The following is a 26,318-nucleotide window of genomic DNA, read 5'->3' on the forward strand; positions in this document are numbered from 1 at the left end:
GTGGCGGGCGAGGACGGCCACCACACCCGGGACGAAGCCGGAGTCGACGTGACGCTCGAGCAGCTCTCGCACCCGAGCCAGCCGTTTCGGCGAGAAGCCACCAGTTGGCACCTGTCTCCTCCTCATCTCGTCCGTTCGCAAGTTACACGTTGCGCGACGACCGCACGTTCCGCGAGGACGTCGAGGAAGAGACCCGTCCAAGTAGTACCGCTCATCGGCCGGATGAGGACGAAGGCTTCTTCGTCGCCTCCTCCGACTACCAGGACCCGATCGGCCCCGACTTCTGAAAACGCCCCTGACCCCGCCCTGCCGGCTGCCGACCGGTCGCCCCGGTCATCGGTCTGGTGGCCGTAGCCGGTTGCTGACGTCATGCACGTCCGGGGCACCCCACGCGAGGGTGTGGGCGTGGGCTTTCACGTCCGCGGAGCTGACGTGCCCGTCCAGGATGACGACCTGGTTCTGCACCTCGATGCAGATGCGTTCGTGGCGGAGCAGCGGGTCGCGCTGCATCCGCTCGAGCAACCGGCAGGCAAGCCGGGCGTCCTCTGAGGTCGGGCTGACATGGAACAGCGATGGCAGGTCCTCCGGGAAGAACCAGGGGTGGATCATGACTCACTCCTCACGTCCTGGTGGCCTTCGGTGACCCCTACCCCGCCGATTTCGCCGCCAATACGACAAGGCCGTGACGATTCGCGCCCGCGAATGTGACGAGTCGCCGTGACGCCCGGTGCGACGTTTGCCGCCCGAGGGGCCGGGTAGCGGGAACGGCCCGGCAGCGGCGGCCGGTCTGCGGCCCGGAGACATCGTCACCGAGCTGGCCGGCGAGCGCACCGACAGCCTCGAGGCGTTCCTCGGCGAACTGCGGTCGGTCGAGCCCGGCCAGCGCGTACCCGTCGCGTACCTAGGCGACGGCGACACCCGCCGCACGACCGTGACGCCGACCGCCGCCACCCGCTGACGCCGTGTCCGTCCACCGCCGGCCCGCGCCGCTCGCCCGGCCCGATCGATGACCGGCCGCCCCGGCGACCTCGAGCGGTCCCGCGACGCGGCTCTCCAAGGATCAGTAGTCAGCACCATCACGAGGCCGGCAGTCGAGTGACAAGATCGGTAGTCCAGGGGCGAGCTAATGCGCTTTGAGCTGCGATTGACGCCGTGAGGGCAGAAGAATGGAGCTATGGCGGGCGGGTCCGAGCTTGACGAGGACCCCTTGCTGCTGGACGCGACGGAAATCGCCGCTCGGCTGCACACCGATCCGCATCGGGGACTCACGGCGCAGGAGGCAGCAGATCGTCTCGCCCGGTGGGGGCCGAACAAGCTCGAGCCGCAGGCGAACCTGCCCGCGTGGCGCAAGCTGCTCAAGCAGTTCGCCGACCCGGTCGTCTACCTGCTCATCAGCGCGGTGGTGGCCTCGCTCGTCGCGTGGGTGGTGGAGGGCACCCGCGGCCTGCCGTATGAGGCCCTCGTTATCGCGATCATCCTCCTCGCCAACGCCGTGCTCGGCTTTGTGCAGGAGGCCAGGGCCGAAGCAGCGGTGGCCGCCTTGCAGCGCATGGCCGCGCCAACCTCGACCGTGCTGCGCGACGGCGCCGCGAAGGAGGTGCCCGCCGGGGAACTGGTGCCCGGGGACGTGCTCATCCTGTCGGAAGGCGACGCGGTCAGCGCGGACGGCCGGCTCCTCGAGGCCGCCTCGTTGCAGGTGGCCGAGGCGGCACTGACCGGCGAGAGCGAACCGTCACTGAAGCAGAGCGCTGCCCTGTCCGAGCCGGTCGGGATCGCCGACCGCGTGAACATGGTGTTCAACGGCACGGCAGTGACCCGAGGGCACGGTCGGGCGGTGGTGACCGCCACCGGCATGGCCACCGAGATGGGCCGGGTAGCGCAACTGCTGGCCGAGACCGAGGAGGCGCCCAGCCCGCTACAGCGGGAGGTGGCGCGAGTCGGTCGCCTCCTCGGCCAGTCCGTGATAGTGATCGCGCTGATCGTGGTGGCCACGATCTTCTTCACCACAGACATCCGCGGTGCCGGTGATGTCGTGGATGTGCTCCTCGTCGGGGTGTCGCTCGCCGTCGCCGCCGTACCTGAGGGCCTGCCCGCCATTCTCTCGGTCGTGCTCGCCCTCGGCGTCCAGCGGATGGCCAGGCACCGGGCGATCATCAAACAGCTGTCATCCGTCGAGACCCTCGGCTCGGCCTCCGTCATCTGCTCGGACAAGACCGGAACGCTCACCCGCAACGAGATGACGATCCGCCGCGTCGTCACCCCCTCCGGTGAGGCGGAACTGACCGGCACCGGGTACACGCCCGAGGGCAAGGTGGTCGTCTGCGGACGGCCGGTGAACGAAGGGTGCCTGCTAGACGAGGTCCGCGTCGTGTTGACCAGTGGCAGCCTGGCCAACGACGCGGCGATCACCTGGCAGGACGGGACGTGCGCGGTGCGTGGGGACCCGACAGATGTGGCGTTCCTCGTGGCCGAGCGGAAGGTACCCGAGTTGAGCACCGTACGCGACGAGCGGTTCCACCGCGTCCACGAGGTCCCGTTCAGCTCCGAGCGTAGGCTGATGAGCAGCATCGAGGCGGACGCGGAACGGGACGGTCGCCTTACGGTGATGACCAAGGGTGCGCCCGACGTGCTCCTGGCACGCTGCACCAGGGAGCGGGTCGCCGGACAGGAGCGGCCCCTCACCGACGGGCGCCGTCGTCAAATCCACGCCGCCGTGGACCGGCTGGCCGACCAGGCGCTACGACCCCTTGCCGTCGCCTACCGAACGCTCGACGCGACGGCGCCTCCCGCCCAACCGGAAACGCTGGAACAGGACCTGGTCTACGCGGGACTGGTCGGGATGATCGACCCGCCGCGACCCGAGGTCCGCGACGCCATCACTGAAACCCATCAGGCGAGGGTACGGGTGGTCATGATCACCGGCGACCATCCCCGGACCGCCGCCCGAATCGCCGCCGAGCTTGGCATCGTCTCCGACGACCAGCCAGCGACGACGGGCACCGAACTCGCGGACCTCGATCAGGAGGGGCTACGCCGCGCCGTCCGGGACCGATCCGTCTACGCCCGGGTGGCGCCGGAACACAAACTGCGGCTCGTCGACGCGTTGCAAGCCAACGGCGACATCGTGGCCGTGACGGGGGACGGGGTGAACGACGCCCCCGCCCTCAAGACCGCCGACATCGGCATCGCGATGGGCCGTACGGGCACCGACGTCACCAAGGAAGCGGCGAAGATGATCCTCGCCGACGACAACTTCGCCACGATAGTGCGGGCCATCCGGGAGGGGCGCGGAATCTTCGCGAACATCCGCTCCTTCCTGCGTTACCTGCTGTCCTCGAACGTCGGGGAGGTACTCACGATGTTCCTCGGCGTCGTGCTGGCCGGCGTCATCGGTCTCCAGCATGGCGAAGGCATCGCGGTTCCGCTGCTCGCGGCGCACATCCTGTGGATCAACCTGCTCACCGACACCGGGCCGGCGCTGGCCATGGGCGTCGACCCGCCACCAGGCGACATCATGCGCCGGCCGCCGCGCCGGCTGAGCGACCGGATCATCGACGCCGAGATGTGGCGGATGGTCGGCTTCGTCGGGTTGATCATGGCGGTGGTGACCCTCTTGACGTTCGACATCCAGCTGCCGGGCGGGCTGATCGAAGGGTCCGCGGATCCGACTGAAGCCCGCGCCGCCGCCTTCACCACGTTGGTGCTGGCTCAACTGTTCAACTGCTTCAACGCCCGCTCCGAGCGGACGAGCGCCTTCCGAAACCTGTTCACCAACCCGCTGTTGTGGGTGGCCGTCACCGTGTCGCTGCTGCTCCAAGTGGCCGTCATCCACGTGCCCCTGCTCAACCAGGCCTTCACCACCACGGCGTTGACGGCCGGCCAGTGGGCACTCTGCGCCGGCATGGCGAGCTTCGTCCTGTGGGCCGAGGAGCTACGGAAGCTCATCCTGCGACGCCGACGCCCGAGCGCACTGGCCGCTGGTTAGCCACGGGCAGCGACGGGATTCCCGGGTCCGGCGGGGCCGAATCTGCCTATGGTGGAAGCGGACGTGGGCGGGCAGACGCCGGCGGGCCGCCGCGAGTAACGAATGGGCGCGAAGGGTGGACTCGTTCCTTCAGGCTGTCTGGGACACCCGGAGTGTGAGCGGGCGCCTCGCCACCAGCGTCGTCCTGGTCGTGCTGACGGTCCTGGTCGCTGTCCTCGCGGGCCGCCTGGCCACGATGCGCGTGGAGGACACCACCAACCGCTACTACCTGCGCAAGGCGGTGCACTACCTCTGCGTCGTGGCGTTGCTGCTCGCGCTGGCGCTGCTGTGGCGTCCGTTCGCCGGCCGGGTGGGGGTGGTCGTCGGTCTGCTCGCCGCCGGACTCGCCCTGGCGATGCAGGAGGTCATCGGCGCGTTCGCCGGGTGGATCAGTATCCTCGCCGGTCGGCAGTTCCGCGTCGGCGACCGCATCCAGATGTGTGGGGTACGCGGCGACGTCCTGGACATCACCCCGCTGCGCACCCGGATCCTGGAAAGCGGCTCCTCCTCCGACCCCGAGTCATGGATCCGAGGCCGCCAGTACACGGGACGGGTGGTCTCCCTGTCCAACCGGTTCGTTTTCACCGCACCCGTCTACAACAGCAGCACCGTCCTGGACCACCTGTGGGAAGAACTCACCCTTCCCATCCCCTATCAGGCGGACTGGCACCTGGCGGAGCGGATCCTGCGCGAGGAGGCGGAGGCCATTTCGTCAACGACCGAGGCGCGGCGAGCGATCGAGCAGATGCGGCACCGCTATCCGGTGGCCGAGGCGGAGGTCGACCCCCGCGTCTTCATCCGGGCCACACCCAACTGGGTGGAGCTGTCGGCCCGGTTCGTGGTCCCCGTCCGCGCCGCCCGGCATGTCAAGGACCAGGTCACCCGGCGAGTGCTGGACCGCTTCGCCGAGCACGGCCTACGGGTGGCCTCGGTGACCCAGGACATCACCATCCACCCACCGACGACACCTGGCACCTCTGCCCCAGGCTGACCAGTGGTCCCGGGCTGGGACCCGGCTCGAGGAGCAGAGGTGGATGAGCGGCGACGATCAGCCCCGGAGGGTTGACGACCGGGCCGCGTACCAGCGGCGACCCAACGTCGCCGTCACGCCGTGCGCGATGGTGCTGACCACCACGACGAGGCTGCCAGCGGCCCACAGCCGCCAGTCGCGGGCCCCTTCCTCCCGGCTGTAGGTGAGGTAGAACAGCGCCGACACGCCGATCGGCCCGAACCAGCCCAGGAACACGACGTCCCGCCGCGGCATACCGAGCGCCGGCCGCAACGCCAGCACGACCGGGAAGCGACGCAGCAGCAGCACGGCCACCGCGAACGCTCCCCCGGGCCAGCCCAGGTCGAGCCAGTCGCGCCACGGCACCTCGACGCCGAGCAGGAAGAACAGCGGCAGCACGAGGTACCGGGTCAGCGCGTCGTCCAGTTCCTGCTCCGACGCCCGCGACTCGTCGCCGATCACCCCGTTGTAGACCAGCCCCGTGACGAAGACCGCGAGGATCGCGTCGGTGTGCAGCAGCCGGGCGACTCCCAGGGCCGCCACGGCGAGCACCACCGCGAAGATCAACAGCGAGCCCTCCTCGACGTCCTCGCGTGCCTCCGCCGCGCAGACCGCCCGACCAGCCGCGTAGCCGACCACCAGGCCGACCAGCACCGCCCCGAGCACTCCCCAGACCGCCTCCCGAGCCTGACCCGAGGCCGTGTGCGCTGCGGGGATCAGCGCGAGGACGACGAAGACGAAGGCCAGTCCGTCGTTGGCGCCGGACTCGCCGCTGATCACCTGCCGCAGCCGACCCGGCAGCTGCCGCTCCGCGGGGCCACCGGAGACGATGCTGGAGGCCAGCACGGGGTCGGTCGGGGTCAGGCACGCCCCGAGTAGCACGGCCAGGGCCAGCGGCACGCCGAGAATCAGCCAGGCCAGGCCGGCGGTGACCACCGCCATTCCCACCATCGCCACGGTCAACAGCACACCGACCTGGCGAATCACCGACCGGTAGTCCGACAGGGGAAACCGCAGCGCCACCGCCATCAACGAAATGGCCAGCAGGATCCGGGCGGCCTCCAGCATCAGCCCGGACGCCGCGTGATGGCGCAGGTCGATCAGCCCGAAAACCGGGCCGGCCAGGACACCCAGGACGAGGGCGAGCAACGGCTCGCTGACCGGTGCCCGACGGATGGCGCTGGACCAGAAGGCCAGCAGCACCGCCAGCACACCGACCAAGGCGTAGCCGAGGTGGAGCAGCCGCATCCCGGGGCGCTACCCCGTCACCGCGTTTCCACGCCTGGGATGGCAAAGCGACCTCGGCACCTCGACAGGGCGTGCACGCCTCTACGGGACCGGCTCGTCGGCCCTTTCCCCCGAGGCCCCGCAGGCTGGCGCCCTTTATCTCTGCAAAGACCGCCAGAGCGAACTGATGCGCCCGACCCCGGTGCCCTGGCCCCCGTTGCTATGCAACTCGTTGCATAGCATGATGCTCGGCATGTCGCTGGAGCACGCCATCCTCGTCTCGCTGCTGGAGCAACCCGCCTCCGGCTACGAGTTGGCCAGGCGCTTCGACCGCTCGATCGGCCGCTTCTGGACCGCCACCCACCAGCAGATCTATCGCGTCTTGAAACGGATGGAGAGCGACGAGTGGATCACCGCTGAGGAGGTCGGCCAGGCCGGGCTGCCGGATAAGAAGCTCTGGTCGGTCACCTCCACCGGACGGTCCGCCCTGGTCGCGTGGCTGCGTGCCCCGGTGCAGCCCGAGGCCGTCCGACACGAACTCGCCGTCAAGATTCGCGGTGCCGCGTTCACCGACGCGGATGGCCGGACGGCCCTCGTCGCCGAGGTCGAGCGCTACCGTGCCGGCCACGCTGCCACCCTCGCCGGCTACCTGGCCGGAGAGCGCCGCGACTTCCCCGATCCCGCCGCCCTGGACGTCCGGGAGTCGCTCCAGCACATCGTGCTGCGCGGCGGCATCGCGTACGAGCGGATGGTGCTGGCCTGGCTCGACGACGTCCTTGCCACCCTCCGCAACCTCAACCCCACCCCCGTCAGGAAGGCGTCCTCGTGACCGACCCGCTGCTGTTCCACCCGCACACCTATGACCCCGCCCACCTCGACGAGACCTCCCGGCGGCTGCTGCGCGCCACCGTCGACTGGTTCGAGCAGCGCGGCAAGCGGGCCCTGGTCGACAGCTACAACCGCCACGAGTGGTACGCCGACTTCCTCGACTTCGCCGCCAAGGAGAAGCTCTTCGCCACCTTCCTCACCCCGCAGGGCGACGGCGACGGCGACCCGGACAAGCGCTGGGACACCGCGCGCAACGCCGCGCTCAGCGAGATCCTCGGCTTCTACGGCCTCGGCTACTGGTACGCCTGGCAGGTCACCGTGCTCGGCCTCGGGCCGGTCTGGCAGAGCGGGAACGCCACCGCCCGGGCCCGCGCCGCCGCGCTGCTCGACGAGGGACACGTGATGGCCTTCGGCCTCTCCGAGCGGCCGCACGGCGCGGACATCTACTCCACCGACCTGCTGCTCACCCCCGACGGGGAGGGCGGCTTCCGGGCCAACGGCGGCAAGTACTACATCGGCAACGGCAACGTCGCGGGGCTGGTCTCCGTCTTCGGCCGCCGCGTCGACATCGAGGGCCCGGAGGGGTACGTCTTCTTCGCCGCCGACAGCCGGCACCCCGCGTACCGGCTGGTCCGCAACGTGGTCAACGCGCAGATGTACGTCAGCGAGTTCCGGCTCGAGGACTATCCGGTGCGCGCCGAGGACGTGCTGCACACCGGGCCGGCCGCCTTCGACGCCGCGTTGAATACGGTCAACGTGGGCAAGTTCAACCTCTGCACTGCGTCCATCGGCATCTGCGAGCACGCCATGTACGAGGCGATCACCCACGCCCACCACCGGGTGCTCTACGGACGGCGGGTCACCGACTTCCCGCACGTGCGGCGCGAACTGACCGACGCGTACGCCCGCCTGGTGGCGATGAAGCTGTTCAGCGACCGGGCGGTCGACTACTTCCGCTCGGCAGGGCCGGACGACCGGCGGTACCTGCTGTTCAACCCGATGACCAAGATGAAGGTCACCACCGAGGGTGAGAAGGTCATCGATCTGCTCTGGGACGTCATCGCCGCCAAGGGCTTCGAGGCCGACACCTACTTCGACAAGGCGGCGAAGGACATCCGGGGCCTGCCGAAGCTGGAGGGGACGGTGCACGTCAACCTGGCGCTGATCCTCAAGTTCATGCCGAACTACCTGTTCCGGCCGACCGCGTACCCGCCGGCGCCGACCCGGCACGACCCCGCCGATGACGAGTTCCTTTTCCAGCAGGGCCCGGCCCGCGGCCTCAGCGCAATCCGCTTCCACGACTGGCGCACCCCGTACGACGCCCACGCACACCTGCCCAACGTGGCCCGGTTCCGCGAGCAGGCCGACGGGCTGGCTGCCCTGCTCGCCGCGCACGCCCCCGACGAGACGCAGCAGCGGGACCTGGACTTCCTGCTCACCCTCGGCCAACTCTTCGCGCTGGTCGTCTACGGCCAGCTGATCCTGGAGCAGGCAAAGCTGACCTGCCTCGACGCCGACCTACTGGACGAGATCTTCGACCTGCTGGTCCGGGACTTCTCCGGGTACGCCACCGAACTGCACGGCAAGGCGGCCACCAGCGACGAGCAGGCCGCCTGGGCACTCGCCCAGGTCCGCCGCCCGGTTCGCGACACCGAGCGCACCGCCCGGATCTGGGAACGAGTCGCCGCCCTCGCCGGCGCGTACGAGATGCACCCCTGACGAGAACCTGCGCGGCCGACTGCTCTCCGTGCGCTACGAACCTGATGACGTGAACCCGTCCCTGATTCATTCACGTCATCAGGTTCGTAGCCAGGGACAAGCGTTGGCCCGCCGCGACGTGTGCCTCGTCCGCCAGACGTTGGAAGATTTCGCCCGCGTCGCGGACACCGAGACTGGGAAGGTGCCGCGGTGGGAGTTCGAGACCGAGCGGGAAGCCATGCGCATGATTGATCGGCTTCCGCGCGCCGACGCAGCCAGCCAGTGGCGCGAGCAGGATCCTGGGGCGTCCCCGGACGCGCGGCAGCGAGAGCAGCACCCGGCCCAAGCGTGTCCAGAGTGACAACCACTTGGTACACACCAACCTCGCAGGAGAGCGATCGTGCGTTCCGTTCGCGCTCGCGCCCTGGCTTTGCGCCTGACGGTTGCTGGGCGTGCCTCAACTACGCCGACACATGAACGCCAGCGCTCACCACAGGCGGTGGCCTAACAGCGGCAAATGTGATAATCGGTACGGATCGAACCCCGGTGGACCACACTTGGCAGAATCCGAACCATATTCCAGCAGCTCAGGGGCCGATCGTGACGGTTCCACCGGTACGTAGACGGCTGGCCTGACAACGCCGGTGAACGCGACCGCCGAAGGGCAGCCGTCTCGATCCCCCATCATCAGGGGGCTGCCCTCCACCCCACCAACCTCAAGGTACGCGCGGCTACCGGGCCGGCAGCCCTTGCCGGAACGCTGATGCGCACGCTCATGCCGAAAGTAGTGCGCGTGCAGCGATCAACAGCATGGCCATCTCGTTATGCTGCTGTCCTGGCTCGCTGCATTTGATGCGGTTCAGGAAAGTTTACGCAACGGCTTCAGTGGGCCTGATGCCGGCTCGACGGGTTTGCTGGGGCTCTGCCCGGCGCCCACCTCTGCTCGGCGCGCTGCCAACGGCGCAGCGACTCTGCGGCGATTCCCAGCCTCACGCTACGGCCTTGATCGCCTCGTACTTCGACTCGTCTCCCCGGGGCTCGTCTGGCGGCCGCAACGTGCGCTGGCGGAACTGCGGTGAGCTGACCAGGCGCTCGCCGCACCCCTGTCGTACGCGGACGCAAGGGTGCGGCGAGTGAGCACGCGGCGTCGCCGTGGTCAGCCGTGCCGGTGTTGCGGTAGTAGCAGGCTGACTATCGCGATAGCTAGCCCGATCCCGGCTGCCATGAGGAAGACCAGGTCGTAGCCGGCGGCGAGGGCGGCAGGAGAGCCGGCGTAGGCGGCGTCTGTTCCGGCCTTGGCGCTGGCGGCTGTGGCGAGTACGGCTAGGGCTACCGAGCCGCCTATCTGGCTGGCGGTGTTGGCCAGGCCGCCGATGATGCCCGCGTCGCCTTCGGGTACGTCGGCGGTGGCCGCGGCCATGAGGGTGGGGAAGGTCAGGCCGATGCCGACGGCGATGAGCAGCGTGGGTCCGAGCACGCTGGTGACGTAGTCGCTGTCGGTGTGGGCCTGGGCGAGCCAGCCGAAGCCGGCTAGGAAGCAGGCGCTGCCGGCCAGTACCAGAGGGCGTACACCGGTTCGGGGCAGCAGGTTGGCGGCGAATCGCGCGATCACCACGAACGTCACCGCCGCGGGTGTCTGCCCGAGCCCGGCTTCAAGTGCGCTGTAGCCGAGTGCGTTCTGCATGAACAGCGACGTGAAATACCACATCGCGATGGCAATCCCGCCGAACAGCAGCAGCATGCCGTTGCTGACGGCCACGGTCCGGATCGTGAACAGCCGCAGGGGCACCATCGGCTGGGTGGCGAAACGCGCCTCCACCACGGTGAAGACGACGAGCAGGAGCAGGCCCGCCACGGCTGGCCCGAGAACCCGCACGGACGTCCAGCCATGGTCGGCGCTTTGCATGACCCCGTAGATCAACGCGGCCAGCCCCGCCGTGCCCGTGACCGCGCCAATGAGGTCAAGCGATTCCCGCCGGCTGGCTCGCGTGCCGACCAGCGACATCATGGCCAGTACGATCAGCACGGCGCCGATCGGTACGTTGATGAGGAAGACCCACCGCCATGACAGGCCAGTGGTGATGGCGCCGCCGGCGAGCGCGCCGGCCATCCCGCCCACACCGCCCGAGGCGGACCACGCGCCGAACGCCCGGGCCCGCGCCTGCGGCTCGGTGAAGTAGGTGCTGATCACGGCCAACGTCGCCGGGGCCAGCATCGCGGCGCCCACGCCCTGCGCGACGCGGGCCCCCACCAGGATCTCCGGAGCGGTTGCCAGGCCGCCGACCAGACTCGAGGCGGAGAACAGGAACAGCCCGGCGACCAGCATCCGGCGCGGGCCGAACAGGTCAACGGCGCGGCCACCCAGCAGCATGAAGCCGGCGAAGGTAAGCACGTAGCCATTCACCACCCAGGCCAGGCCGGTGGCGGTAAAGCCGAGATCCCGCTGGACCGAGGGCAGCGCGACGTTAACGATGGACACGTCCAGGATCACCATAAACTGGCAGGCACACGCCAGCGCCAGGACCATCCAGGAGGATCCGGCCTGCAGCCTGGCCCGCTGAGTTGCGGTGCTGGTGCTTGTCATGACTTCTCTCCTTGCTAACCCGCCGCTCGCGCGGTCCGGGAGGCTGCTCCGGCCAGGGCTCCGTGGCTGTTCCCGTTGCCCACGGCGGCATCGGCGACGACGTGGTCCCCCAGCAGCTGGAGCGTGATCTTGGCCAGCCGAAGTCCCTGGTACCTGGCCGCTTCCAGCGCCGCGGCATCGGGGCCGTCTCCGTTCGGGCTGGTCACATGCGACGTGCCGTAGGGGTTGCCGCCTGCGGCGTACACGACCGGATCGGTGAATCCGGGCGGGACGATCAGCGACCCCCAGTGGTAGAAGACGTTGCCCAGCGACAAGATTGTGGCCTCGCTGCCGCCGTGCCGGTTGAACGCTGAGGTGAAGGCCGTCACCGGCTTGTTGGCCAGCTTCCCCTCCTGCCACAGCCCGCCGGCTTGGTCGATGAACTGCTTGAGCTGCGCGGCCGGCGCGCCGAACCGGGTCGGCGTCCCGAACGCGTACGCGTCGGCCCACGCCAGGTCCTCAATTGAGGCCTGGGCAATCGACGCGGTCGCGTCGGCGTGCCGCCGCCACTGCGGGTTCTGGTCGATCGCGCTGTCGGGTGCCAGCTCGGCGACCCGCCCCAGCCGCACGACGGCCCCGGCCGAGGCGGCCCCCTCGGCGACGGCCTGCGCGAGTGCGTGCACACTGCCTGTCGCGCTGTAGTAGATGACAGCGACCTTCACGGTCATGTCCGGCTCCTCGGTGTTGCTAGAATTAGTTACGCGCATAATGTTATGCGCATAACTAACCTGTCAAGGAGAGCCCGTGGACTTCGAGTACGCCGACGCCCTCAACCAGGCCATCCGCCTGCTGAGCCTGCGCCACCGGGCCAGGGCCGCCGCGTTGCTGGCCCCGCTCGGCCTGCACCCCGGCCAAGAGGCGCTCCTGCTCGAACTCGACCGGACCGGCCCGAGAATCCAGGCCCAGCTCAGCGAGGCGCTCGGCTGCGAGCCGCCCAGCGTCACGCTCATGACCCGCAAGCTCGAAGCCTCCGGCCACATCCGCCGCGAACCCGCCCCCTCCGACAAGCGCGCCAGCATCGTCGAACTCACCGACAGCGGCAAGGCACTCGCCGACCAGGTCAAGCAGCTATGGCACGCTCTGGCGGAGGAAACCGTGACCGGCCTGCCCGCCCAGACCGTGGCCGAACTACCCGCCATCCTCAACACCATGACCGGCAACGTCGACACCAGGCGCCCGGCCACCCACACAGCCGCCGGCACGGTCTAGCTGTTCAATCGAGGAGGTTTGGCGGTTGCGCTACCCCGTCTACCAGCGCACCAGCCGGGATCCGGATCTGCCGCTGGTCGCGCACGAGCACGACGGGGTGATGGCGACGACTGTTGGCTCAGGCACAGCTGGACGGCACAATGCGACGGTGTCAGATCTTTCTGAACCGCTCGGCTACCGGCTCATCACCGGGCCCGACGACGCTGAATTCTGCGCCCGCGTCAGCGGCCTCCTCGACCAGGGCTACCGGCTATACGGCTCGCCGGCGCTGACCTTCAACGGGGAACGTGTCATTGCCGCTCAAGCGTTGGTCCTGCCAGACTCCGCCGGGCCCGAGCCGTCCGAGCACAGCCCCAGATAGAGACGCACGCTTCTGCCGCCGACCGGGCGCCACGCTGCGTGACGAGGTGCGGTGGGTCGAACGCTCGGTCGTGCCGACGAGCGGACGGCCCGGCGGAGGGACTAGCTTGATCCGGCCGCGCCGTAGGTCACGGGCTCGAGGTCGGCGGGCAGGTTGCGCGCCGCCAATGACACTGCCTCCTCCGCCGTAGCGGCCTCGCCGAGATCCTGTCCCATGTAGCCCATTGTGACGATGTATCCCTTGCCTCGCCCTGCATGCAAGCACACCAAGGCGGGAGAGGCTGGGCCGGGTCCCGGTAGAGAACCGCAAAGACCAATGGCTGGTGAACGGGTAGAGCTGCCGTAGCCACGGCTCGGCGTACGCGGCCTCGATCAGCGCGTGGTACTCGGCCAGTTCACCTCCGCTGCTTCCTTACGCAGGTGCCGCCACTCCGATTCGACCAGCCGAGCCGGATCGCGGTCGGGCACCTCGAACCGTCCGGTCAACTCCACGAACGACGCGGCCTGGGGGATGCCGGTCAGGGTCGCCCCGTCATGCCACGCCTGCGCGGCCCGGGCAACCTGAGCGAGATCCAGCGTGTCTCCTTGGATCAAGGTCAGACCTTGGTCACGCTCGCAACCCCTGATAGACCACCGCCGCTCTACGTAGCTGGCGGACACCTCCAGTTCTTCACGGTGCGGGACGGTAGTCGGAACGAGAGCGCGGTACATCGAACTGGACTCCGTGACCGGCACGGGCACGGACAGCCCTTGCTCGACAGCGACGGCTCGCAACGCCGCCGCAAGGCTGCCCTGGGCAGCAACCTCCGGATAGAGAACAGCAGGATCGTGGTACGTCGGCACGGTTCGCGATTCTGCCTCACACCTCCGTAGTACTGCGACAGCCGCGAGACGGCCGGAATCGGGTGCGTCGAAGCATCCGCTCTTGCCGCTGATCGCGGGTGCAGCTTGCCTGCGCCGTCACCACTTGGCGGGCGGAAGCGGACCAGGTTCGGGTACCCCGATTGCGCTGCGGGCATTGCGGGCGTTGCGCGAACGGCTATGACGTGTCCAGATCGCGACGTCGAGCAGACGCAGCAGGCTGGGTGAGTCGATGCCGGTTGGTCGGAGCGCCTCGATCTCGTTGCGGAGCGCGGATTCGGTCAGCGCGGCTGCCAGCGTTACCCAGAACTGGTTCTCCGGCGGAGCGAGCACGCGAAGCACGACATCGTCATGGACGGGCACAAGCCGGGGCCGCTTGCGGGCCAGGAGTTTGCTGGCGATCACTGGGCCGAGGAAGGTCTTGCGCGGCAGCCAGTCGCCCAGGAACAGCGCGACCCACCCGGGGCTCCACGCCAGCAGACCGGGCCGAATATACCCGTGGCAGTAATCGACGAAGATGTCCGCCAGCGACCGCGCCACCTCCCGCTCCACGTCGCCCCCGGCCGGCCCGCCCGCACCCGCCGCGCCGGGCGGGTACGCCTCCGCGGCGAACGCGTCGATCAACTCCTGCCGCTGCCGCTCGGGCAACTCCGGCGTGTCCGGTCAGTCCGGCAGGAACTCTCGGCACCTCGACCAGGCCAACGCCCGCACCTCGACAAAGTCCTCGTCGTCGTGGCGCGGCCAGTACATGTCGGTGGTCCGCAGGGCGCCGGCCAGATCCGCCAGCGCCTGCGGCACCGGCACCTCCACCACCGGCATCGGCACCTCCCCCGCGTCGCGCATCCGCGACCAGTGCTCCGCCGCGCCTTCGCGCAGGACACCGAGCTTGGCGACCATCGTCCCGCCGGTTCGGTGACCTGCGCCATCCTCCGTGACCGAGAAGGCCTGACCGGTGGCTGGCGTGTAGGTGATCTTGGAAATCTTGTCGTCGACGTCGGTGCGCGTGACGACGCGGCCGATGGCGTCGAAGCCTGTGGTGCCGTCGGGCTGGGAGCCCGAGCCGTCGCCCTTCAACGACCAGGTCTGGGTGGCGAGCCCCCCCGGGTGGAGGCGCCCAGTACGACGTCGTACCCCTGGCCGTCGTAGGCGACCCGGCTCGCGGAACTGAGCGTCGTCAGGTCGTCGAAGGTGGCGGCGGCGCTCGGTAAGCCAGGCCGTCCAGAAATCGTCGGAGCCGTGGCAAGAGCTGACACCACCGCCGCTCCCGCCCCGCCGCCCTACCAGCCGCAGGCCAGCTCCAGCAGCCTGCTACCTGGCCCCCTTTCGCATCGGAGGGTGTTGGGCATTTCGGCCCGGCATCCTGGCGAAGTCAGTCCCCCGGCTCCCCCGGACGGCTCACGGTCTTGGTCAGGCCCTGGCTGTAGCCCGCCATAGCCGACCACCTCCGCTCCGACCTGGTCGTGAACGCCCTGGACATGGCCCGCCGCCGACATCGCCCACCAGCCGGGACCACCCTTGGTGCACTCCGATCACGGCGCGACGCCGCGTCGCCCGCTGCTGGCCGTAGCCCACATCGCTGTCGGGAGGGAGTCGCGCAGATGACGGTGCGGTAACAGCGGGTTGACCGGTTGGTGTGAGAGAGATTGGATTGGCACGTTCAAATCACGATGCGTCGCGGGTGGACTGTCCCTAATGGGGTGATTTGCGTTGTCCGACCGCCCCTCTGGGGCGGTGTGACGAAGCGACGCGATGGAGCGACGCGAAGAGGAGCTGTGATGCGAGAACGACGCGGTTCATCGCTATTGGTTGCTGTCATCGGCACATTGGCGCTGGTTGCGGGAGTTGCCGGATGCGGCGGCGACGACGGCGGCGGCGGAACGCAGGCTCAGCCGGGCACCTTCGAGGGCAAGGGCCCCATCACCTGGGCTACCGGCAAGGACACGTCCGGCTACATCAAGTCGGCGTTGGACAAGTGGAACAAGGACCACCCGAGCGAGCAGGTACGGTTGATCGAGTTGCCCGAGGCCGCCGACGCGCAGCGGCAACAGCTGATCCAGAATGCGCAGACGAAGTCGGATGCGTACACGATCGTCTCCACTGACGTCGTCTGGACTGCCGAGTTCGCGGCCAACGGGTGGATCGAGCAGCTGCCGGAGAACGAGTTCCCGTTGGACAAGATGCTCCAACCGGCGATCGAAACGGCCGAGTACTTCAACAAGCTGTACGCGGTGCCCTGGCGCACCAACGGCGGTCTGCTGTTCTACCGCAAGGACCTGCTCGACGCCGCGGGGGTCACCTCGGCCCCGAAGACCTGGGACGACATGAAGCAGGCCTGCCAGAAGGTGCAGGCAAAAAATCCCGGGATCGGCTGCTACGCGGGCCAGTTCGAGAAGTACGAGGGCCTCACGGTCAACTTCAGCGAGGCCGTGCACTCCGCCGGCGGCGTCGTGGTGGACGACCAGGGCAAGCCGAACGTGAACACGCCCGAGGCGAAGCAGGGTCTGGACTTCCTTGCGCAGGGCCTGTCGTCCGGGGTGATTCCCAGGGACGCCGTCACCTACAAGGAGGAGGAGGGCCGGCGTGCCTTCCAGGACGGCAAGCTGATCTTCCACCGGCAGTGGCCGTACCAGTACGTCCTGGCGAACACCACCGACGGTTCGAGCAAGGTCAACGGCAAGTTCGCGGTGGCCCCACTGCCCGGATCGAGCGGCCCGGGCAAGTCCAGCCTCGGCGGCCTCAACCTGGCGATCAGCAAGTTCGGCAAGAACAAGGGCAGCGCGCTCGAGTTCATCAAGTTCATCACCAGCGAGGCGGAGGAGAAGGTGCAGCTGGAAAAGACGTCGGAGGCGCCGGTCTACACCGCGCTGTACGACGACCCGAGCTTGCAGCAGAAGTTCCCGTACCTGCCCATGCTCAAGGCGTCGGTGGAAAACGCAGTCGCCCGGCCGCGGGTGGTCAAGTACGGCGACACGACCCTCGCGATCCAGGAGGAGGCGTACGCGGCCCTGACCGGCAAGAAGTCCTCCGACCAGGCGCTGAAGGACCTCCAGAGCAAGCTCGAATCGATCAGCAAGTAGCTGCGCGCCGGGCCGGGGTGTCAAACCCCGGCCCGGATCACCTCGGCAAGGAGGTCCACAGGTGACCACGACGACCTCGGTGGATGATCTGACCACCGCGCAACGCAGACTGCGCGGCCCCGGCCGGGGCGAGGGTGTGGGCAGGCTGGCGGCGTACCTGGTCTCGCCGTCCCTACTCGTGCTCGGACTGGTGATCGGGTATCCGATCCTGTCCGCACTGCGGCTCTCGTTCGTCAAGTCGATCGAGGGCATCGACCCGAACACCGGCCTCATCACCCGCACGACGGCGTTCTCACTGGAGAACTACACGAACATATTCAAGGGCGATACCGGCACGGTGTTTTGGAATGCCTTCTGGAACACGACCACGTTTACCGTCGTCACGGTGGTGATCGAGACCACCATCGGCATCTGCATGGCGCTGATCATGAACAAGGCGTTCCGGGGCCGCGGCTTGGTCAGGGCCAGCATTCTCGTGCCATGGGCCATCCCGACGGCCATCTCGGCCCTGCTCTGGCGCTGGATCTTCGCGGCGGATGGCGTTGCCAACGACGTCCTCAACGCGAAGGTGCTATGGACGACCGAGGGCTTCCACGCGTGGCTGGCCGTGGTGATCGCGGACACCTGGAAGACCGCACCGTTCATCGGCTTGTTGGTCCTCGCCGGAATGCAGATCATCCCGGCCGAGGTGTACGAGGCCGCGAAGGTCGACGGCGCCAGCGCATGGCGTACCTTCTGGCGGATCACCCTGCCACTGGTCAAGCCGGCACTTGTGGTCGCCGTGCTGTTCCGCATGCTCGACGTGCTGCGGATGTTCGACCTGCCGTTCGTCCTCATCGGTCCGCACAAGGCGTCCGTGGAGACACTGTCCATCCTGTCCTGGTACGAGATGAACAACCTGCGCTTCGGTCCCGCCGCGGCCTACTCGACGGTGCTCTTCATATACGTCGCGGTCGTCGCGTACGTCTTCGTCCGGGTCCTCGGCGCCGACATCGTCGGCCGCGGCATTGAGAGGTCACGATGAGTCAAACGGCTGACAAACCTGTCACCAGGACCCGGCTGCCGGAGACGGCCGCCATTGGGGCTGGCAAGCGGCGCTGGCGGACCAGCCCCCTGTACTACGTCGGCGTGGCCGTGATCGTGTTGTACTGCCTGGCGCCGTTCTACTGGATGGTGGTCTCGGCCCTGCGGCGGCCATCCGACCAGTTCTCCAATTCGCTCCTGCCCGCGCCGCCGTCGCTGGACAACCTCGAGGCGGCGTTCTCACCGGGCAACGGGTTCGCCCGTGCGCTGCTCAACAGCGTCATCGTCGCCGGCACGACGACGCTGCTCACCCTGATCCTCGGCGTCAGCGCCGCGTACGCCCTAGCCCGGCTGGACTTCCGCGGCAAGGGACTGATCCTCTCGATAATCATCGCGATGTCGATGTTCCCCGGGATCGCCGTGGTGGTGCCGCTGCTGCAACTGTTCACCGACATCGAGTGGATCAACAGCTACCAGGCGATGATCGTGCCGAGCATGAGCTTCGCGCTGCCGCTGGCGATCTGGCTGCTCACCGCATTCTTCAAGCAAATGCCGTTCGAGTTGGAGGAGGCCGCGAAGATCGACGGGTGCACCCCCGCACAGGCATTCCGCAAGGTGATCCTGCCGCTGGCCGCGCCAGGCGTTTTCACCACCGCGATCCTGGTCTTCATCGCGGCGTGGAACGAGTTCATCATTGCGGTCAGCGTGGTGAACAAGAACGAGATGAAGACGGCGAACGTGATCGTGTCCCAGTTCACCGGCCAGTACCGGTTCGACCAGCCATTCGGTACGCAGATGGCCGCGGGCGTCGTGGTAACGATTCCGCTCGTCATTGCAGTGCTGGTGTTCCAGCGGCGGATCGTGGAGGGCTTGACGGCCGGTGGCGTGAAGTAGCGGCCACGCCGGGCACCCCGCCCGCCTCATCATGTCAGCGGGCGCGGCTCGGGGTGTCCGGCGCGGTCTTCTGGTAGGTCTCAGCGGCCGGGAAGCAGTCGCTGAAGGCGACGGAGAACGCGTTCAACGGGGATTTCCAGCGCATGATCCATCGGGTCCTGCCGATGTCCTCATCCGCCTCCGGCTCACCGAAGGCGGATGAGACAGGCTCGGTGTCGGATCGGCTAAGGCCACCTACGGCAGCAACGAATGCCGGCGATCATGCCTACGAGATCAGCCAGAACTCCTGATGAGGGATGAGGCAATTTCAAGAGCGCATCCCCAGGAGAGGGTGACGCCGGCTCCACCATGCCCGTAGCTGTGAATCATCTTCGTTCCGTCGATTCGGTGCTCTTCGACGCGGACGTATGGCCGGGTGGGTCGTAGGCCGACTCGGTGCTCGATGACCCGGACGGCATGCAGGCGTGGCTCGATCTCGGCGCAGCGTGCGACGATCGCTGCGGCAACGTCCGGATCGGGTTCTGGGTTCCACTCCCCGGGTTGGGCGGTGCCGCCGAGGACCAGCGTCTCGCCCTGCGGATAGAAGTGCAGCAGGTCCGGTGAGAGCCCGGTGTCTTCGGAGAAGAATTCGGTGATGCCGGGATTCTCGACCACGACGAGCTGCCCACGGATCGGTATCAGGTCGGGGTCGGGTACGAGGTCACCGGCGCCCATACCGGTGCAGTTGACGACCACTGGAGCAACATCAACGGTCTCGTCGAGTGAGTCGATCCGGCGAATCGCGATCTCGCCGCCGGCTGCCTCCAGCCGTCCGCGCAGGTAGCCGAGGTAGACCGGCATGTCGACCAGCGGCGCGGTGTACCGCCAGCCGGTGGCGAAGCCGTCCGGTAGTTCGCTCGGCTCGCACATCCGGAACCCGTCAAGCTGGTTGCCCCACTTCGGCGGTTCGACGGGCTTGCGGGACGCCTCAATTCCGGAGACGAGCCGCACGCCGGTCGCCGGGTCGGTGGCGAGTTGCTGCAGGACGTCAAGTGTCTGCGCGCTCCACACCCGAACCCGGTCGAGGGGTTCGACGAGGTACGGGCCCCACATCGCCCCGGCGGCGTACGAGGTGGTCCGCTCGGGTGGCTCGGCTGCCCAGATCCTGACCCGTAGTCCGGCTTCGGCGAGGCAGATGGCAGTGGTGAGGCCGGATACGCCGGCGCCGATGACCAGAGCGTCGAGATCGGTGCGGGTCATCGTTCGACCGTAGTGTCAGGCCGGTTGACGCGCGAGCGCGTTCTCAAGCTCGGGGAGCAGGTCGGCGACGCTCTGGTTCCGCTTCCGTCGGCGGAGTTCCCGCGGGCAGTGTCCTACTCCGCTTGATGGGTGACACCGTGGCTTCACTTGATGCGTTACGCGGTTTCAAGGGGCGCGTCACCTAATTGATCTCGCGTCTCTCCGAGCTGGCAGGCACAATCGCCGCGTGCACGAGCCGATCGATGTGAGCTTGCCGTTCCGCTGGGACCTGGTGACGCCCGACCAGCTTGGCTCGATGCTGGCTGGCACTCCCGAACCGGAGCTGTGGTTCGTCGACGACCTCGCGGAGTGCTCGGGCAAGGTTCTGGCCCGCAGCGGCAACGGCGACCTGCTGTTCGTGGGTCGATCGCTGGACTCGATGTTCGACCTCCTCAGCGGGGCCCTGACAGACATCCCCACCGAGCAGTGCCTGGCGCGCCTTCCCTTCTCGTTTGCACGGCGCGCGGTCTTGGACGGGCGTGGGAAGTGGCATGTGCCCGCCTTGTCAGCCAAGCAGCGAACGGCCGCACGTCGTGTGCTGGCAGACCTCGATCTGGCGCCTCACGCCTTGGCCCGTCGGAGTCGACCAGCGACCTTCGTCGACGTGGTTCATGAGGGCTCGACGTTCACGGAGCTGTTCAACCTCCTAGACGATTGGATCGTCGAGTCCCGCGAGCCATGGGATGTCATCAGACGGAAACTGCGGTTCCTCGGAGTCACAAGGCGCCAGCAGACGAGCCCGAACACCTGGCGATGGCAGCAGCACGCCGAATGGACCCGCCGGCTCCCGGGCGCTTCGGTGCTGAATGTTTCCCTCCACCCCTTCGTGTGGTCCTACTTCGGCGACCACCAGCCCAAACTCACCCGATCGTTCCGACCGGACCAGTGGCTCACCCCCGACAACGGACCTGACCGCGACGACAAGGCCCGGCAAGCACTCGCCGAGGCAGTCGCCCTCGTGAGATACGGCCGCAGCACCCTTGGTCGACGCGCCCTCGCATCCGCGATCAACCACGAGCCGGCCCTGGCCCAACCATGGCTCCGCTCCCTCGTCCGACAGCTCAACGCCGGAATTTGACGGGGCAGCGCGAACGCAGTCGCGAGAGGCCAGCAAGATCGCCTAGCCGGACGTGTCACCCAACATCTGACACCGATCCGTCCCGCATCAAGTGAAGCCAGACATTTTGCGCCGGCGGTGTCCGGTCTCGGGACCTGCACGACAGATCGGCATCAGGACCTGCGTGACACTCTTGCTGGTCGGCGGGCAGGCGGATCAATAGCTGTCCGGGCTGACCTCGTGCATCGTTCCGTCCGGTCCCATCCGGTACATCCGCGGTGGCCCCATGGCCTGTAGTGCCTCCGCGTATGCGGCCTCACGGGCGGCCTGTTCCTCGCCGGACGGGTCGGTCACGCGAAAGCCGTGCAGGTGGACAGCGTCGGCGTCGATGTCGTCCGGGGAAGAGAGGCCCTCGATGATGAAGCCGAACAGCCCACGCAACGCTTCCTCGCCCAAGTCGAGGGGATGGAACGGCAGCGGGTAAGGATCCTGGTTGTGCCAGCCTGGTACGGGCTCGACGGGATGCTTACCGGCCCAGTACGGCAGCTCGAAGTCGTACGGCTTGCCGATGTTCTCCTGGATGCCGCCGTCCGGCGACAGGCTCAGCGATCTGATCAGCACACCGTCCTCCCAGACCGCGAAACCGAGCCAGTCCACGACCGAGTGCATCCCGTGCATGATGATCCGCCGACCCGCTCCAGCTCGGCGCAGATGCTCCGGCAGCTCAGACGGTCGATCGAGCACGAGCCGCCGGTCGCAATACAGCTCTGCCCCGGCCAGCACGGTGGCGTACGTGAGGTCATCCGGCGGGTAGCTGCCATCGAGCAACGTGCTGTCGACGACGGGCTCGACGACGTAGCCGGGATGGATCTGACGTACCAACGCCTCGGTCTCGGCTCGCTCCGACCGGGTGGCGCCACGCAGCGCCGGACGAATGTCTCCGTCGGTAAACGCCAGTAGGGCTGTCTTCGCGCCCACGTCGCTCCTCCCAGCTCAGCGGCAGGCGACCGCCCGCACACCACCTGGCAGACATGATCGTCTAGCCGAAGGTGTCACAGACGTCCCGAGACCGATCTGTAACGGAGGTCCTGAGACGCGACATCGCCGGCAGCCGCCGGCGCCACTCCGGTTGATGCGTGACGCGATGGCTTCACTTGATGGGTGACACGCCGCCAGCTGCTGGTGGAGATGGTCCGGTGCCGTTGCCAGGCTTGGCACGATGCGATGCGGAGGTGCGCTGGCGCGCTACCGCACGCTCGATGCATCTCCCTCGTTCCATACGGAGCGGCGCGGTCATCGAGTTTGGTCTGGTGGTCTTCGCAGGCCCTACCTGCCTCTTCCTCCTTGCCGTTCTCACGGCCCGGTGGAAGCAGAAGGACTGAGCCACGATGCGCTGGACACCCGAGCCGCCCCTGACCTCTCGTTTGTAAGCTCTGCTCGCTTCGTCCGGCGATGTCCGTCTGCGTCTGTGACCTTGGGAGACTGTCCGCGCCCGACCGCTGGCGGCTGGCCTCGTCCCGGACGATTGCTGTCGTCGTTGCTGTCGAGAGCCGGCCAGTGCAACCAAACTGCCGGGTGGGGCGCTTAACGAGGAACGCCCGCTTTCCAGCTTTCGAGATCGGCAAGCAGTTCCTCGTAGCGTTCAGATGCGAGAACCGTGCCGCCGTCGCGAAGGCGGTACGCGGTAGCGCGGCGTCTCCGAACCGGCGTCCGAACCTTGGTTCCGTCGCAGAGCTGCAACCAGAGCCGCTCCGGAACCAGCCAATCGGGACCGCTGTGGAACCCTCGAACCTGCTCCCACACGACCGTGCGCGTTCGCCACAGCCAGCGCACCCGAACCCCCGATCGCCTGACCACGAGCGCAGTGCGGTGAAGCCGCCATGCGAAGGTGAGCCATACCGCCGCGAATCCAGTGAAGGCCAACACGGCAGCCAACGGAACCTGCTGCCAGTGGGCGGCCATCTGAAAGGCGACGAACGCGAAAAACAACGTACCGAGCACCGCGAGTGTGCCGGTGAAGAGCCGCATCGGATCCTCATACGGCCGGGTCCAGGACAGCACAGGACTATGATGGCAGCCCAGATCCAGCCACCCGACGCCCACGAGATCAGGTGGGATTGACCTCACCTACCGTTGCGGCCGGAATCAGGATGCAGTGGCGCTTGACCCCCAGGCGATCAACGCGGCTCCGCCACCTGCGCTTCACCCGCTCCCACCTGCTATGACGGTCACCCGCTGTGCATCCTCGTCCACGGGCGTCCGTCGTGATCGTCACCCAGATAGTCACTCAGTTCGTCGCTCACGTTGGCGGCCGCGGCGATGCTCGATCAGCCAGAGCACCAGACCTGGTGGGACCGTCAAGGTAGCCAGGAGCAGGGAACCTGCCACGAGGTCGTCCCGCCATAGCAGTTCGGACGAGAAGAGGATCAGGCTCGTCGGTATCGCCAGCATGATGACAGCCGACAGCTCCACGGCCTGCTCCCACCGCTTGCGGTCGCGCCGCCCGTGTCTCACGACTGCTCCTTCGACATCGCCCGAGGTTCGTCAACCTCGTGACCCTCGATCTTCCTGCTGCCACCGCCAGTTTGGAAGGTGCAGAGTCTCAGACCCGAAAATCCAATGGTGAGTGGGCAGGCGGCAGCACCCGGCGCAGCGCAGCGGAGCCGGGTTTGGCGGTTGGGTCAGGCGGCTTCGGGTTCGGCGATGATGGCCTTGCCGTCGCGGATGGTGATCTTCTGACCGGTGACGGCCTGGAGTTGGGTGGCCATGTTGCGGGCCCTGCGTTGTTTGTCGATGCGCGTGTCGAAGTAGTCGGCGCCGAGGTCACGGAACCGGACGGCAGGGTCGGACAGCAGGTGGTAGACGATGGCCAGGACGGCGTTGCCGGTGGCCACGGTCGCCTTCTGTTTGCCGCGACGTTTGGCGATGCGTCGGTGTCGTGCGCCGAGGAAGGTGTTGGTGCGGCAGGCGCTGCCGGCGATGTTGCCCAGGGTGGCGGCCAGCCACGGGCTGCCTTTTGCTCGGCCCTTGTTCTTCTTCTTTCCGGCGGACTAGCAGCCAGGCGGTGATCCGGCGCACTTTCGGCGTCCGAGGCCGGGCTTGTGGTGGCGGTGTGGCGGCTCGTAGGGGTTGCAGGTAGGTGCGCAGGTTGGTGGGGCTGCCGCGGTAGCCGCGGGCCCTGATCTCGGTGAGGAGTTCGGTGGCGTTGGTGACGCCGTCTTTGAGGCGCTGGTGCAGGTAGTCGAGGTGGTCATCGAGGATGCTGGGTCGTCCGGCGCGGGGCTTGGCCAGCAGCTCGTCGACGGTGGTGGCGCGGGCGAAGCGGCGCACGGTGCCTCGGGCCAGGCCGAGTCGTCGGGTGATCTCCCGGATGCTTTGGCCTTCGGCGAGGAGGGCCTGGACCTGCTCGTAGCGGCGCCGGGTTCGGGGCACGAGCAGTCCCTGCTCGGCCCGGTTGGCGGTGGCGTCGATAGCGAGTTGGTGCAGATCCGCCGTGACTGGCAGCGCCGACTGCACCTGCGGGACTACGGCCAGGCAGCGGTGATGGCGGGCGACGGTCTTCTCGACGTGTTCGGCGAGGTTGTGCCACAGGTGCCACCGGTCGGCGACCTGAGCGGCCTGCGGGGCGCCTAGGCGGGCGCCTTCGGCGTAGGCGTTAGCCCGGTCTCGGCAGATGACCTGCACGGTCGGATGCTGCACGAGCCAGGTGGCGAGTGTGGCCGCTTCCCGGTCGGCTAGTACGTCGACCGGCCGGCGGCTGTCGACGTCAACCAGTACGGTCGCGTACTGGTGCCCTCGGCGCAGGGCGAAGTCATCCACGCCGAGCGCGGTGAGTGTGCCGACCGGCGGGTCCGGCAAGGCGCGGACCAGCCTCAGCACACTAGTCCGTACGCGAGGTGCAGACCTGGCTTAACAAGGTCGCGAAGACGTGCAAGTGCTGCGCCCAGGGGAAGGATGAACGCCGACCACCGAAGAACCGGAAGTGCTGCGCGGTTGGCCGGTGTTGCCAGGACCTTCCCTCGGCTCGCACCGTCAAGGGAATCCGTGCCGTTCTCCGCTCGGCGCTCTCCCAGGCTGTGGTGGAGGCAAGCGTCCCGAGGCTAAGCGATGCTTGCGAGCGGGGAGCTGAGGGACATCGGGCTGGTCACCGCCACCGGGTTCCGGTGGCGCGTACGTAGTTCCGCCACACGTACCGCCACGGGGTGACGGCGAGGATGACGACAACCAGGGAGCAACTGACCACGGTCTCGGTCGTGGCCGCGTCGAGGTCACCGGTGGTGGCTTGGGGGAGGGCGACCAATGCGAGCCAGAAGAGCTTCCAGAGCGACTCGAACAGCAGCACGGGAAGCAGCTTGACCGGGTAGCGCAGGCCGAGGAACGCCAAGAGGGACATGGCGGTGAGCATGCAGAGCGTCACGCCCTCGTAGAGCGGCAGGGTGGCGACGTCGGGCAGGAGCGGCCACTTCACCAGGGCGAGTCCGACACCCATCAGGAGGTAGCCGGCGCGCATCAGGTGCAGGCGGGTCAGCGACAGATCGGAATGGATATCGGGTGCCGCGGCAGTGGTGGTAGACATGGGATTCACTCCTGGTCGAGGCGGGATGGTGGCGGTCACGCCGGAGTACGTGATCGGGGCGTGTCGGTCAGCCTCGTCCCGTGGACCCGGGGGTCTTTTGGTGTTGCCGTTCCTGGGAATTGGGGTCGTGCGCGGCGTCGATGGACGTGAGGGAGATGAGGGTAACGCCGAGGTCGCGGACCTTGGTGAGCAGGCCGTGCAGCTCGGCCTGGTCCGTCACGGCACCGCGAAGTGTGGTGGTGCCGTCGTCCTCGCGGGTGAGGGCGAGGCCGCCGAACCAGGTCACTGCTGGTCGACCTGGACGTCCATCCCCGGATCGCGATGGCGATCCTGAGACACGCTGACTTCTCGATCACGATGGAGATCTACAGCCAGGTCTCGTCCAAGGCCACCCGCCAAGCCCTGCGGAAACTCGGCCGAGAGCCTGGATCAATGAGCCGTTGCTGTACAAGATCGAAAGGAGCCATCCGGAAGATCCCGAATGGCTCCTGAGCTGCGTCGGGACGGCCGGATTCGAACCGACGACCCCTTGACCCCCAGTCAAGTGCGCTACCAAACTGCGCCACGTCCCGAT

At 67.9% G+C, this 26,318-nt stretch carries 27 protein-coding genes, 1 tRNA gene and 4 pseudogenes; 14 read left to right on the forward strand and 18 right to left on the reverse strand.

All coding sequences use genetic code 11. The features are described 5' to 3' along the window. The first annotated feature begins 104 nt into the window (after nucleotides 1-104). Nucleotides 105-287: a hypothetical protein gene (locus tag ACTMS0_RS27155; RefSeq protein WP_441158110.1), complete on the forward strand. Its 183-nt coding sequence runs from the start codon at nucleotides 105-107 to the stop codon at nucleotides 285-287. A gap of 46 nt (nucleotides 288-333) precedes the next feature. On the opposite strand, the gene ACTMS0_RS27160 is transcribed toward ACTMS0_RS27155, so the two are convergent. Next, nucleotides 334-609 carry a BON domain-containing protein gene (locus ACTMS0_RS27160; RefSeq protein WP_441158111.1) on the reverse strand — a complete coding sequence of 92 codons (276 nt, stop codon included), beginning with the start codon at nucleotides 607-609 and terminating at the stop codon, nucleotides 334-336. Nucleotides 610-727: 118 nt separating this feature from the next. Here ACTMS0_RS27160 and ACTMS0_RS27165 point away from each other — a divergent pair, with 118 nt between their 5' ends. From ACTMS0_RS27165 to ACTMS0_RS27175, 3 genes are all read left to right on the forward strand, one after another. Further along, a complete protein-coding gene (locus tag ACTMS0_RS27165; RefSeq protein WP_441158112.1) occupies nucleotides 728-958 on the forward strand; it encodes a PDZ domain-containing protein in 231 nt (76 codons plus the stop codon). Nucleotides 959-1,174: 216 nt separating this feature from the next. Next, the gene (locus ACTMS0_RS27170) at nucleotides 1,175-3,985 is read left to right on the forward strand and encodes a cation-translocating P-type ATPase (RefSeq protein WP_441158113.1); all 2,811 of its coding nucleotides are present in this window, start codon (nucleotides 1,175-1,177) and stop codon (nucleotides 3,983-3,985) included. Between the two features lie 154 nt (nucleotides 3,986-4,139). Continuing rightward, complete coding sequence (locus tag ACTMS0_RS27175; protein WP_441158114.1) at nucleotides 4,140-5,015, forward strand: mechanosensitive ion channel domain-containing protein; 876 nt, start codon at nucleotides 4,140-4,142, stop codon at nucleotides 5,013-5,015. Between the two features lie 57 nt (nucleotides 5,016-5,072). Here the strand turns inward: ACTMS0_RS27175 and ACTMS0_RS27180 are convergent, their stop codons facing one another. Next, a complete protein-coding gene (locus ACTMS0_RS27180; protein ID WP_441158115.1) occupies nucleotides 5,073-6,281 on the reverse strand; it encodes a cation:proton antiporter domain-containing protein in 1,209 nt (402 codons plus the stop codon). Nucleotides 6,282-6,513: 232 nt separating this feature from the next. Between ACTMS0_RS27180 and ACTMS0_RS27185 the strand changes: the two genes are divergently transcribed. Together ACTMS0_RS27185 and ACTMS0_RS27190 are read left to right on the forward strand one after the other, a co-directional pair. Beyond that, nucleotides 6,514-7,089, forward strand: coding sequence for a PadR family transcriptional regulator (locus ACTMS0_RS27185; protein WP_441158116.1), 576 nt, complete (start codon nucleotides 6,514-6,516; stop codon nucleotides 7,087-7,089). Next, nucleotides 7,086-8,807, forward strand: a complete 1,722-nt coding sequence (locus ACTMS0_RS27190) for an acyl-CoA dehydrogenase family protein (RefSeq protein WP_441158117.1) — start codon at nucleotides 7,086-7,088, stop codon at nucleotides 8,805-8,807. Before ACTMS0_RS27185 ends, ACTMS0_RS27190 begins: the two co-directional genes overlap by 4 nt. Nucleotides 8,808-8,877: 70 nt before the next feature. Here the strand turns inward: ACTMS0_RS27190 and ACTMS0_RS27195 are convergent, their stop codons facing one another. The 3 genes from ACTMS0_RS27195 to wrbA all read right to left on the reverse strand — a co-directional run bounded on the left by ACTMS0_RS27195 (nucleotide 8,878) and on the right by wrbA (nucleotide 12,077). Then, entirely contained in the window at nucleotides 8,878-9,123 is a 246-nt protein-coding gene (locus tag ACTMS0_RS27195) for a hypothetical protein (RefSeq protein ID WP_441158118.1), read from the reverse strand. Between the two features lie 819 nt (nucleotides 9,124-9,942). Beyond that, complete coding sequence (locus ACTMS0_RS27200; RefSeq protein WP_441158119.1) at nucleotides 9,943-11,370, reverse strand: MFS transporter; 1,428 nt, start codon at nucleotides 11,368-11,370, stop codon at nucleotides 9,943-9,945. A 14-nt stretch (nucleotides 11,371-11,384) separates the two neighbouring features. After that, nucleotides 11,385-12,077 (reverse strand): NAD(P)H:quinone oxidoreductase, encoded by a 693-nt coding sequence (wrbA, locus tag ACTMS0_RS27205; protein ID WP_441158120.1) that lies wholly within the window; start codon nucleotides 12,075-12,077, stop codon nucleotides 11,385-11,387. Between the two features lie 76 nt (nucleotides 12,078-12,153). Between wrbA and ACTMS0_RS27210 the strand changes: the two genes are divergently transcribed. Both ACTMS0_RS27210 and ACTMS0_RS27215 read left to right on the forward strand, forming a co-directional pair. After that, nucleotides 12,154-12,618, forward strand: a complete 465-nt coding sequence (locus ACTMS0_RS27210; protein ID WP_357922860.1) for a MarR family winged helix-turn-helix transcriptional regulator — start codon at nucleotides 12,154-12,156, stop codon at nucleotides 12,616-12,618. A 25-nt stretch (nucleotides 12,619-12,643) separates the two neighbouring features. Next, nucleotides 12,644-12,979: a DUF1737 domain-containing protein gene (locus tag ACTMS0_RS27215; protein WP_441158121.1), complete on the forward strand. Its 336-nt coding sequence runs from the start codon at nucleotides 12,644-12,646 to the stop codon at nucleotides 12,977-12,979. Between the two features lie 101 nt (nucleotides 12,980-13,080). On the opposite strand, the pseudogene ACTMS0_RS27220 reads toward ACTMS0_RS27215, so the two are convergent. From ACTMS0_RS27220 to ACTMS0_RS27235, 4 genes and pseudogenes are all read right to left on the reverse strand, one after another. Continuing rightward, nucleotides 13,081-13,372 (reverse strand): annotated as a pseudogene (locus tag ACTMS0_RS27220) (DUF6193 family natural product biosynthesis protein). After that, entirely contained in the window at nucleotides 13,351-13,821 is a 471-nt protein-coding gene (locus ACTMS0_RS27225; RefSeq protein WP_441158122.1) for a hypothetical protein, read from the reverse strand. Before ACTMS0_RS27225 ends, ACTMS0_RS27220 begins: the two are co-directional and overlap by 22 nt. A gap of 117 nt (nucleotides 13,822-13,938) precedes the next feature. Then, the gene (locus ACTMS0_RS27230) at nucleotides 13,939-14,487 is read right to left on the reverse strand and encodes a DUF6308 family protein (protein WP_441158123.1); all 549 of its coding nucleotides are present in this window, start codon (nucleotides 14,485-14,487) and stop codon (nucleotides 13,939-13,941) included. Nucleotides 14,488-14,748: 261 nt separating this feature from the next. Further along, a pseudogene (locus ACTMS0_RS27235) lies at nucleotides 14,749-15,038 on the reverse strand (hypothetical protein); the annotation flags it as partial. Between the two features lie 624 nt (nucleotides 15,039-15,662). Between ACTMS0_RS27235 and ACTMS0_RS27240 the strand changes: the two are divergent. The 3 genes from ACTMS0_RS27240 to ACTMS0_RS27250 all read left to right on the forward strand — a co-directional run bounded on the left by ACTMS0_RS27240 (nucleotide 15,663) and on the right by ACTMS0_RS27250 (nucleotide 18,833). Next, nucleotides 15,663-16,916, forward strand: coding sequence for an ABC transporter substrate-binding protein (locus ACTMS0_RS27240; protein ID WP_441158124.1), 1,254 nt, complete (start codon nucleotides 15,663-15,665; stop codon nucleotides 16,914-16,916). 61 nt (nucleotides 16,917-16,977) lie between these two features. Continuing rightward, the gene (locus ACTMS0_RS27245) at nucleotides 16,978-17,940 is read left to right on the forward strand and encodes a carbohydrate ABC transporter permease (protein WP_441158125.1); all 963 of its coding nucleotides are present in this window, start codon (nucleotides 16,978-16,980) and stop codon (nucleotides 17,938-17,940) included. Between the two features lie 104 nt (nucleotides 17,941-18,044). Then, nucleotides 18,045-18,833: a carbohydrate ABC transporter permease gene (locus ACTMS0_RS27250; protein ID WP_441158126.1), complete on the forward strand. Its 789-nt coding sequence runs from the start codon at nucleotides 18,045-18,047 to the stop codon at nucleotides 18,831-18,833. Between the two features lie 273 nt (nucleotides 18,834-19,106). Here the strand turns inward: ACTMS0_RS27250 and ACTMS0_RS27255 are convergent, their stop codons facing one another. Continuing rightward, on the reverse strand, nucleotides 19,107-20,072 hold the full coding sequence (locus tag ACTMS0_RS27255) for an FAD-dependent oxidoreductase (RefSeq protein WP_441158127.1): 966 nt from the start codon (nucleotides 20,070-20,072) through the stop codon (nucleotides 19,107-19,109). A gap of 226 nt (nucleotides 20,073-20,298) precedes the next feature. Between ACTMS0_RS27255 and ACTMS0_RS27260 the strand changes: the two genes are divergently transcribed. Next, the gene (locus ACTMS0_RS27260) at nucleotides 20,299-21,189 is read left to right on the forward strand and encodes a hypothetical protein (protein ID WP_441158128.1); all 891 of its coding nucleotides are present in this window, start codon (nucleotides 20,299-20,301) and stop codon (nucleotides 21,187-21,189) included. A 195-nt stretch (nucleotides 21,190-21,384) separates the two neighbouring features. On the opposite strand, the gene ACTMS0_RS27265 is transcribed toward ACTMS0_RS27260, so the two are convergent. From ACTMS0_RS27265 to ACTMS0_RS27285, 5 genes are all read right to left on the reverse strand, one after another. Further along, a complete protein-coding gene (locus ACTMS0_RS27265; RefSeq protein WP_441158129.1) occupies nucleotides 21,385-22,146 on the reverse strand; it encodes a DUF6928 family protein in 762 nt (253 codons plus the stop codon). Between the two features lie 606 nt (nucleotides 22,147-22,752). Beyond that, nucleotides 22,753-23,229, reverse strand: a complete 477-nt coding sequence (locus ACTMS0_RS27270; protein WP_441158130.1) for a hypothetical protein — start codon at nucleotides 23,227-23,229, stop codon at nucleotides 22,753-22,755. A 222-nt stretch (nucleotides 23,230-23,451) separates the two neighbouring features. Next, nucleotides 23,452-23,682, reverse strand: a complete 231-nt coding sequence (locus ACTMS0_RS27275; RefSeq protein WP_441158131.1) for a hypothetical protein — start codon at nucleotides 23,680-23,682, stop codon at nucleotides 23,452-23,454. A gap of 167 nt (nucleotides 23,683-23,849) precedes the next feature. Then, entirely contained in the window at nucleotides 23,850-24,062 is a 213-nt protein-coding gene (locus ACTMS0_RS27280) for a hypothetical protein (RefSeq protein ID WP_441158132.1), read from the reverse strand. Then, nucleotides 23,992-25,047, reverse strand: coding sequence for a transposase (locus tag ACTMS0_RS27285; protein ID WP_441158133.1), 1,056 nt, complete (start codon nucleotides 25,045-25,047; stop codon nucleotides 23,992-23,994). The genes ACTMS0_RS27280 and ACTMS0_RS27285 overlap by 71 nt, the downstream gene beginning before the upstream one ends. Before the next feature lie 5 nt (nucleotides 25,048-25,052). Here ACTMS0_RS27285 and ACTMS0_RS27290 point away from each other — a divergent pair. Beyond that, a pseudogene (locus ACTMS0_RS27290) lies at nucleotides 25,053-25,253 on the forward strand (site-specific integrase); the annotation flags it as partial. A 59-nt stretch (nucleotides 25,254-25,312) separates the two neighbouring features. Here the strand turns inward: ACTMS0_RS27290 and ACTMS0_RS27295 are convergent. Together ACTMS0_RS27295 and ACTMS0_RS27300 are read right to left on the reverse strand one after the other, a co-directional pair. Further along, the gene (locus tag ACTMS0_RS27295) at nucleotides 25,313-25,744 is read right to left on the reverse strand and encodes a hypothetical protein (RefSeq protein ID WP_441158134.1); all 432 of its coding nucleotides are present in this window, start codon (nucleotides 25,742-25,744) and stop codon (nucleotides 25,313-25,315) included. 67 nt (nucleotides 25,745-25,811) lie between these two features. Beyond that, nucleotides 25,812-26,030, reverse strand: coding sequence for a hypothetical protein (locus ACTMS0_RS27300; RefSeq protein WP_441158135.1), 219 nt, complete (start codon nucleotides 26,028-26,030; stop codon nucleotides 25,812-25,814). Here ACTMS0_RS27300 and ACTMS0_RS27305 point away from each other — a divergent pair. Then, nucleotides 26,015-26,236: pseudogene (locus tag ACTMS0_RS27305) on the forward strand (hypothetical protein); the annotation flags it as partial. The gene ACTMS0_RS27300 and the pseudogene ACTMS0_RS27305 sit on opposite strands and share 16 nt — an antisense overlap. 6 nt (nucleotides 26,237-26,242) lie before the next feature. On the opposite strand, the gene ACTMS0_RS27310 reads toward ACTMS0_RS27305, so the two are convergent. Continuing rightward, nucleotides 26,243-26,316, reverse strand: a tRNA-Pro gene (locus ACTMS0_RS27310). Between the last annotated feature and the right edge of the window lie 2 nt (nucleotides 26,317-26,318).

The sequence above is a fragment of the Micromonospora sp. H33 genome, assembly GCF_052068455.1.
Classification (GTDB): domain Bacteria; phylum Actinomycetota; class Actinomycetes; order Mycobacteriales; family Micromonosporaceae; genus Micromonospora.

What these genes read in the sequence shown, in the direction of transcription:
- ACTMS0_RS27160 (WP_441158111.1), bottom strand. Translation starts at nt 609, where the DNA reads ATGATCCACCCCTGGTTCTTCCCGGAGGACCTGCCATCGCTGTTCCAT.
- ACTMS0_RS27170 (WP_441158113.1), top strand. Translation starts at nt 1,175, where the DNA reads ATGGCGGGCGGGTCCGAGCTTGACGAGGACCCCTTGCTGCTGGACGCG.
- ACTMS0_RS27180 (WP_441158115.1), bottom strand. Translation starts at nt 6,281, where the DNA reads ATGCGGCTGCTCCACCTCGGCTACGCCTTGGTCGGTGTGCTGGCGGTG.
- ACTMS0_RS27185 (WP_441158116.1), top strand. Translation starts at nt 6,514, where the DNA reads ATGTCGCTGGAGCACGCCATCCTCGTCTCGCTGCTGGAGCAACCCGCC.
- ACTMS0_RS27200 (WP_441158119.1), bottom strand. Translation starts at nt 11,370, where the DNA reads ATGACAAGCACCAGCACCGCAACTCAGCGGGCCAGGCTGCAGGCCGGA.
- wrbA (WP_441158120.1), bottom strand. Translation starts at nt 12,077, where the DNA reads ATGACCGTGAAGGTCGCTGTCATCTACTACAGCGCGACAGGCAGTGTG.
- ACTMS0_RS27255 (WP_441158127.1), bottom strand. Translation starts at nt 20,072, where the DNA reads ATGACCCGCACCGATCTCGACGCTCTGGTCATCGGCGCCGGCGTATCC.
- ACTMS0_RS27295 (WP_441158134.1), bottom strand. Translation starts at nt 25,744, where the DNA reads ATGTCTACCACCACTGCCGCGGCACCCGATATCCATTCCGATCTGTCG.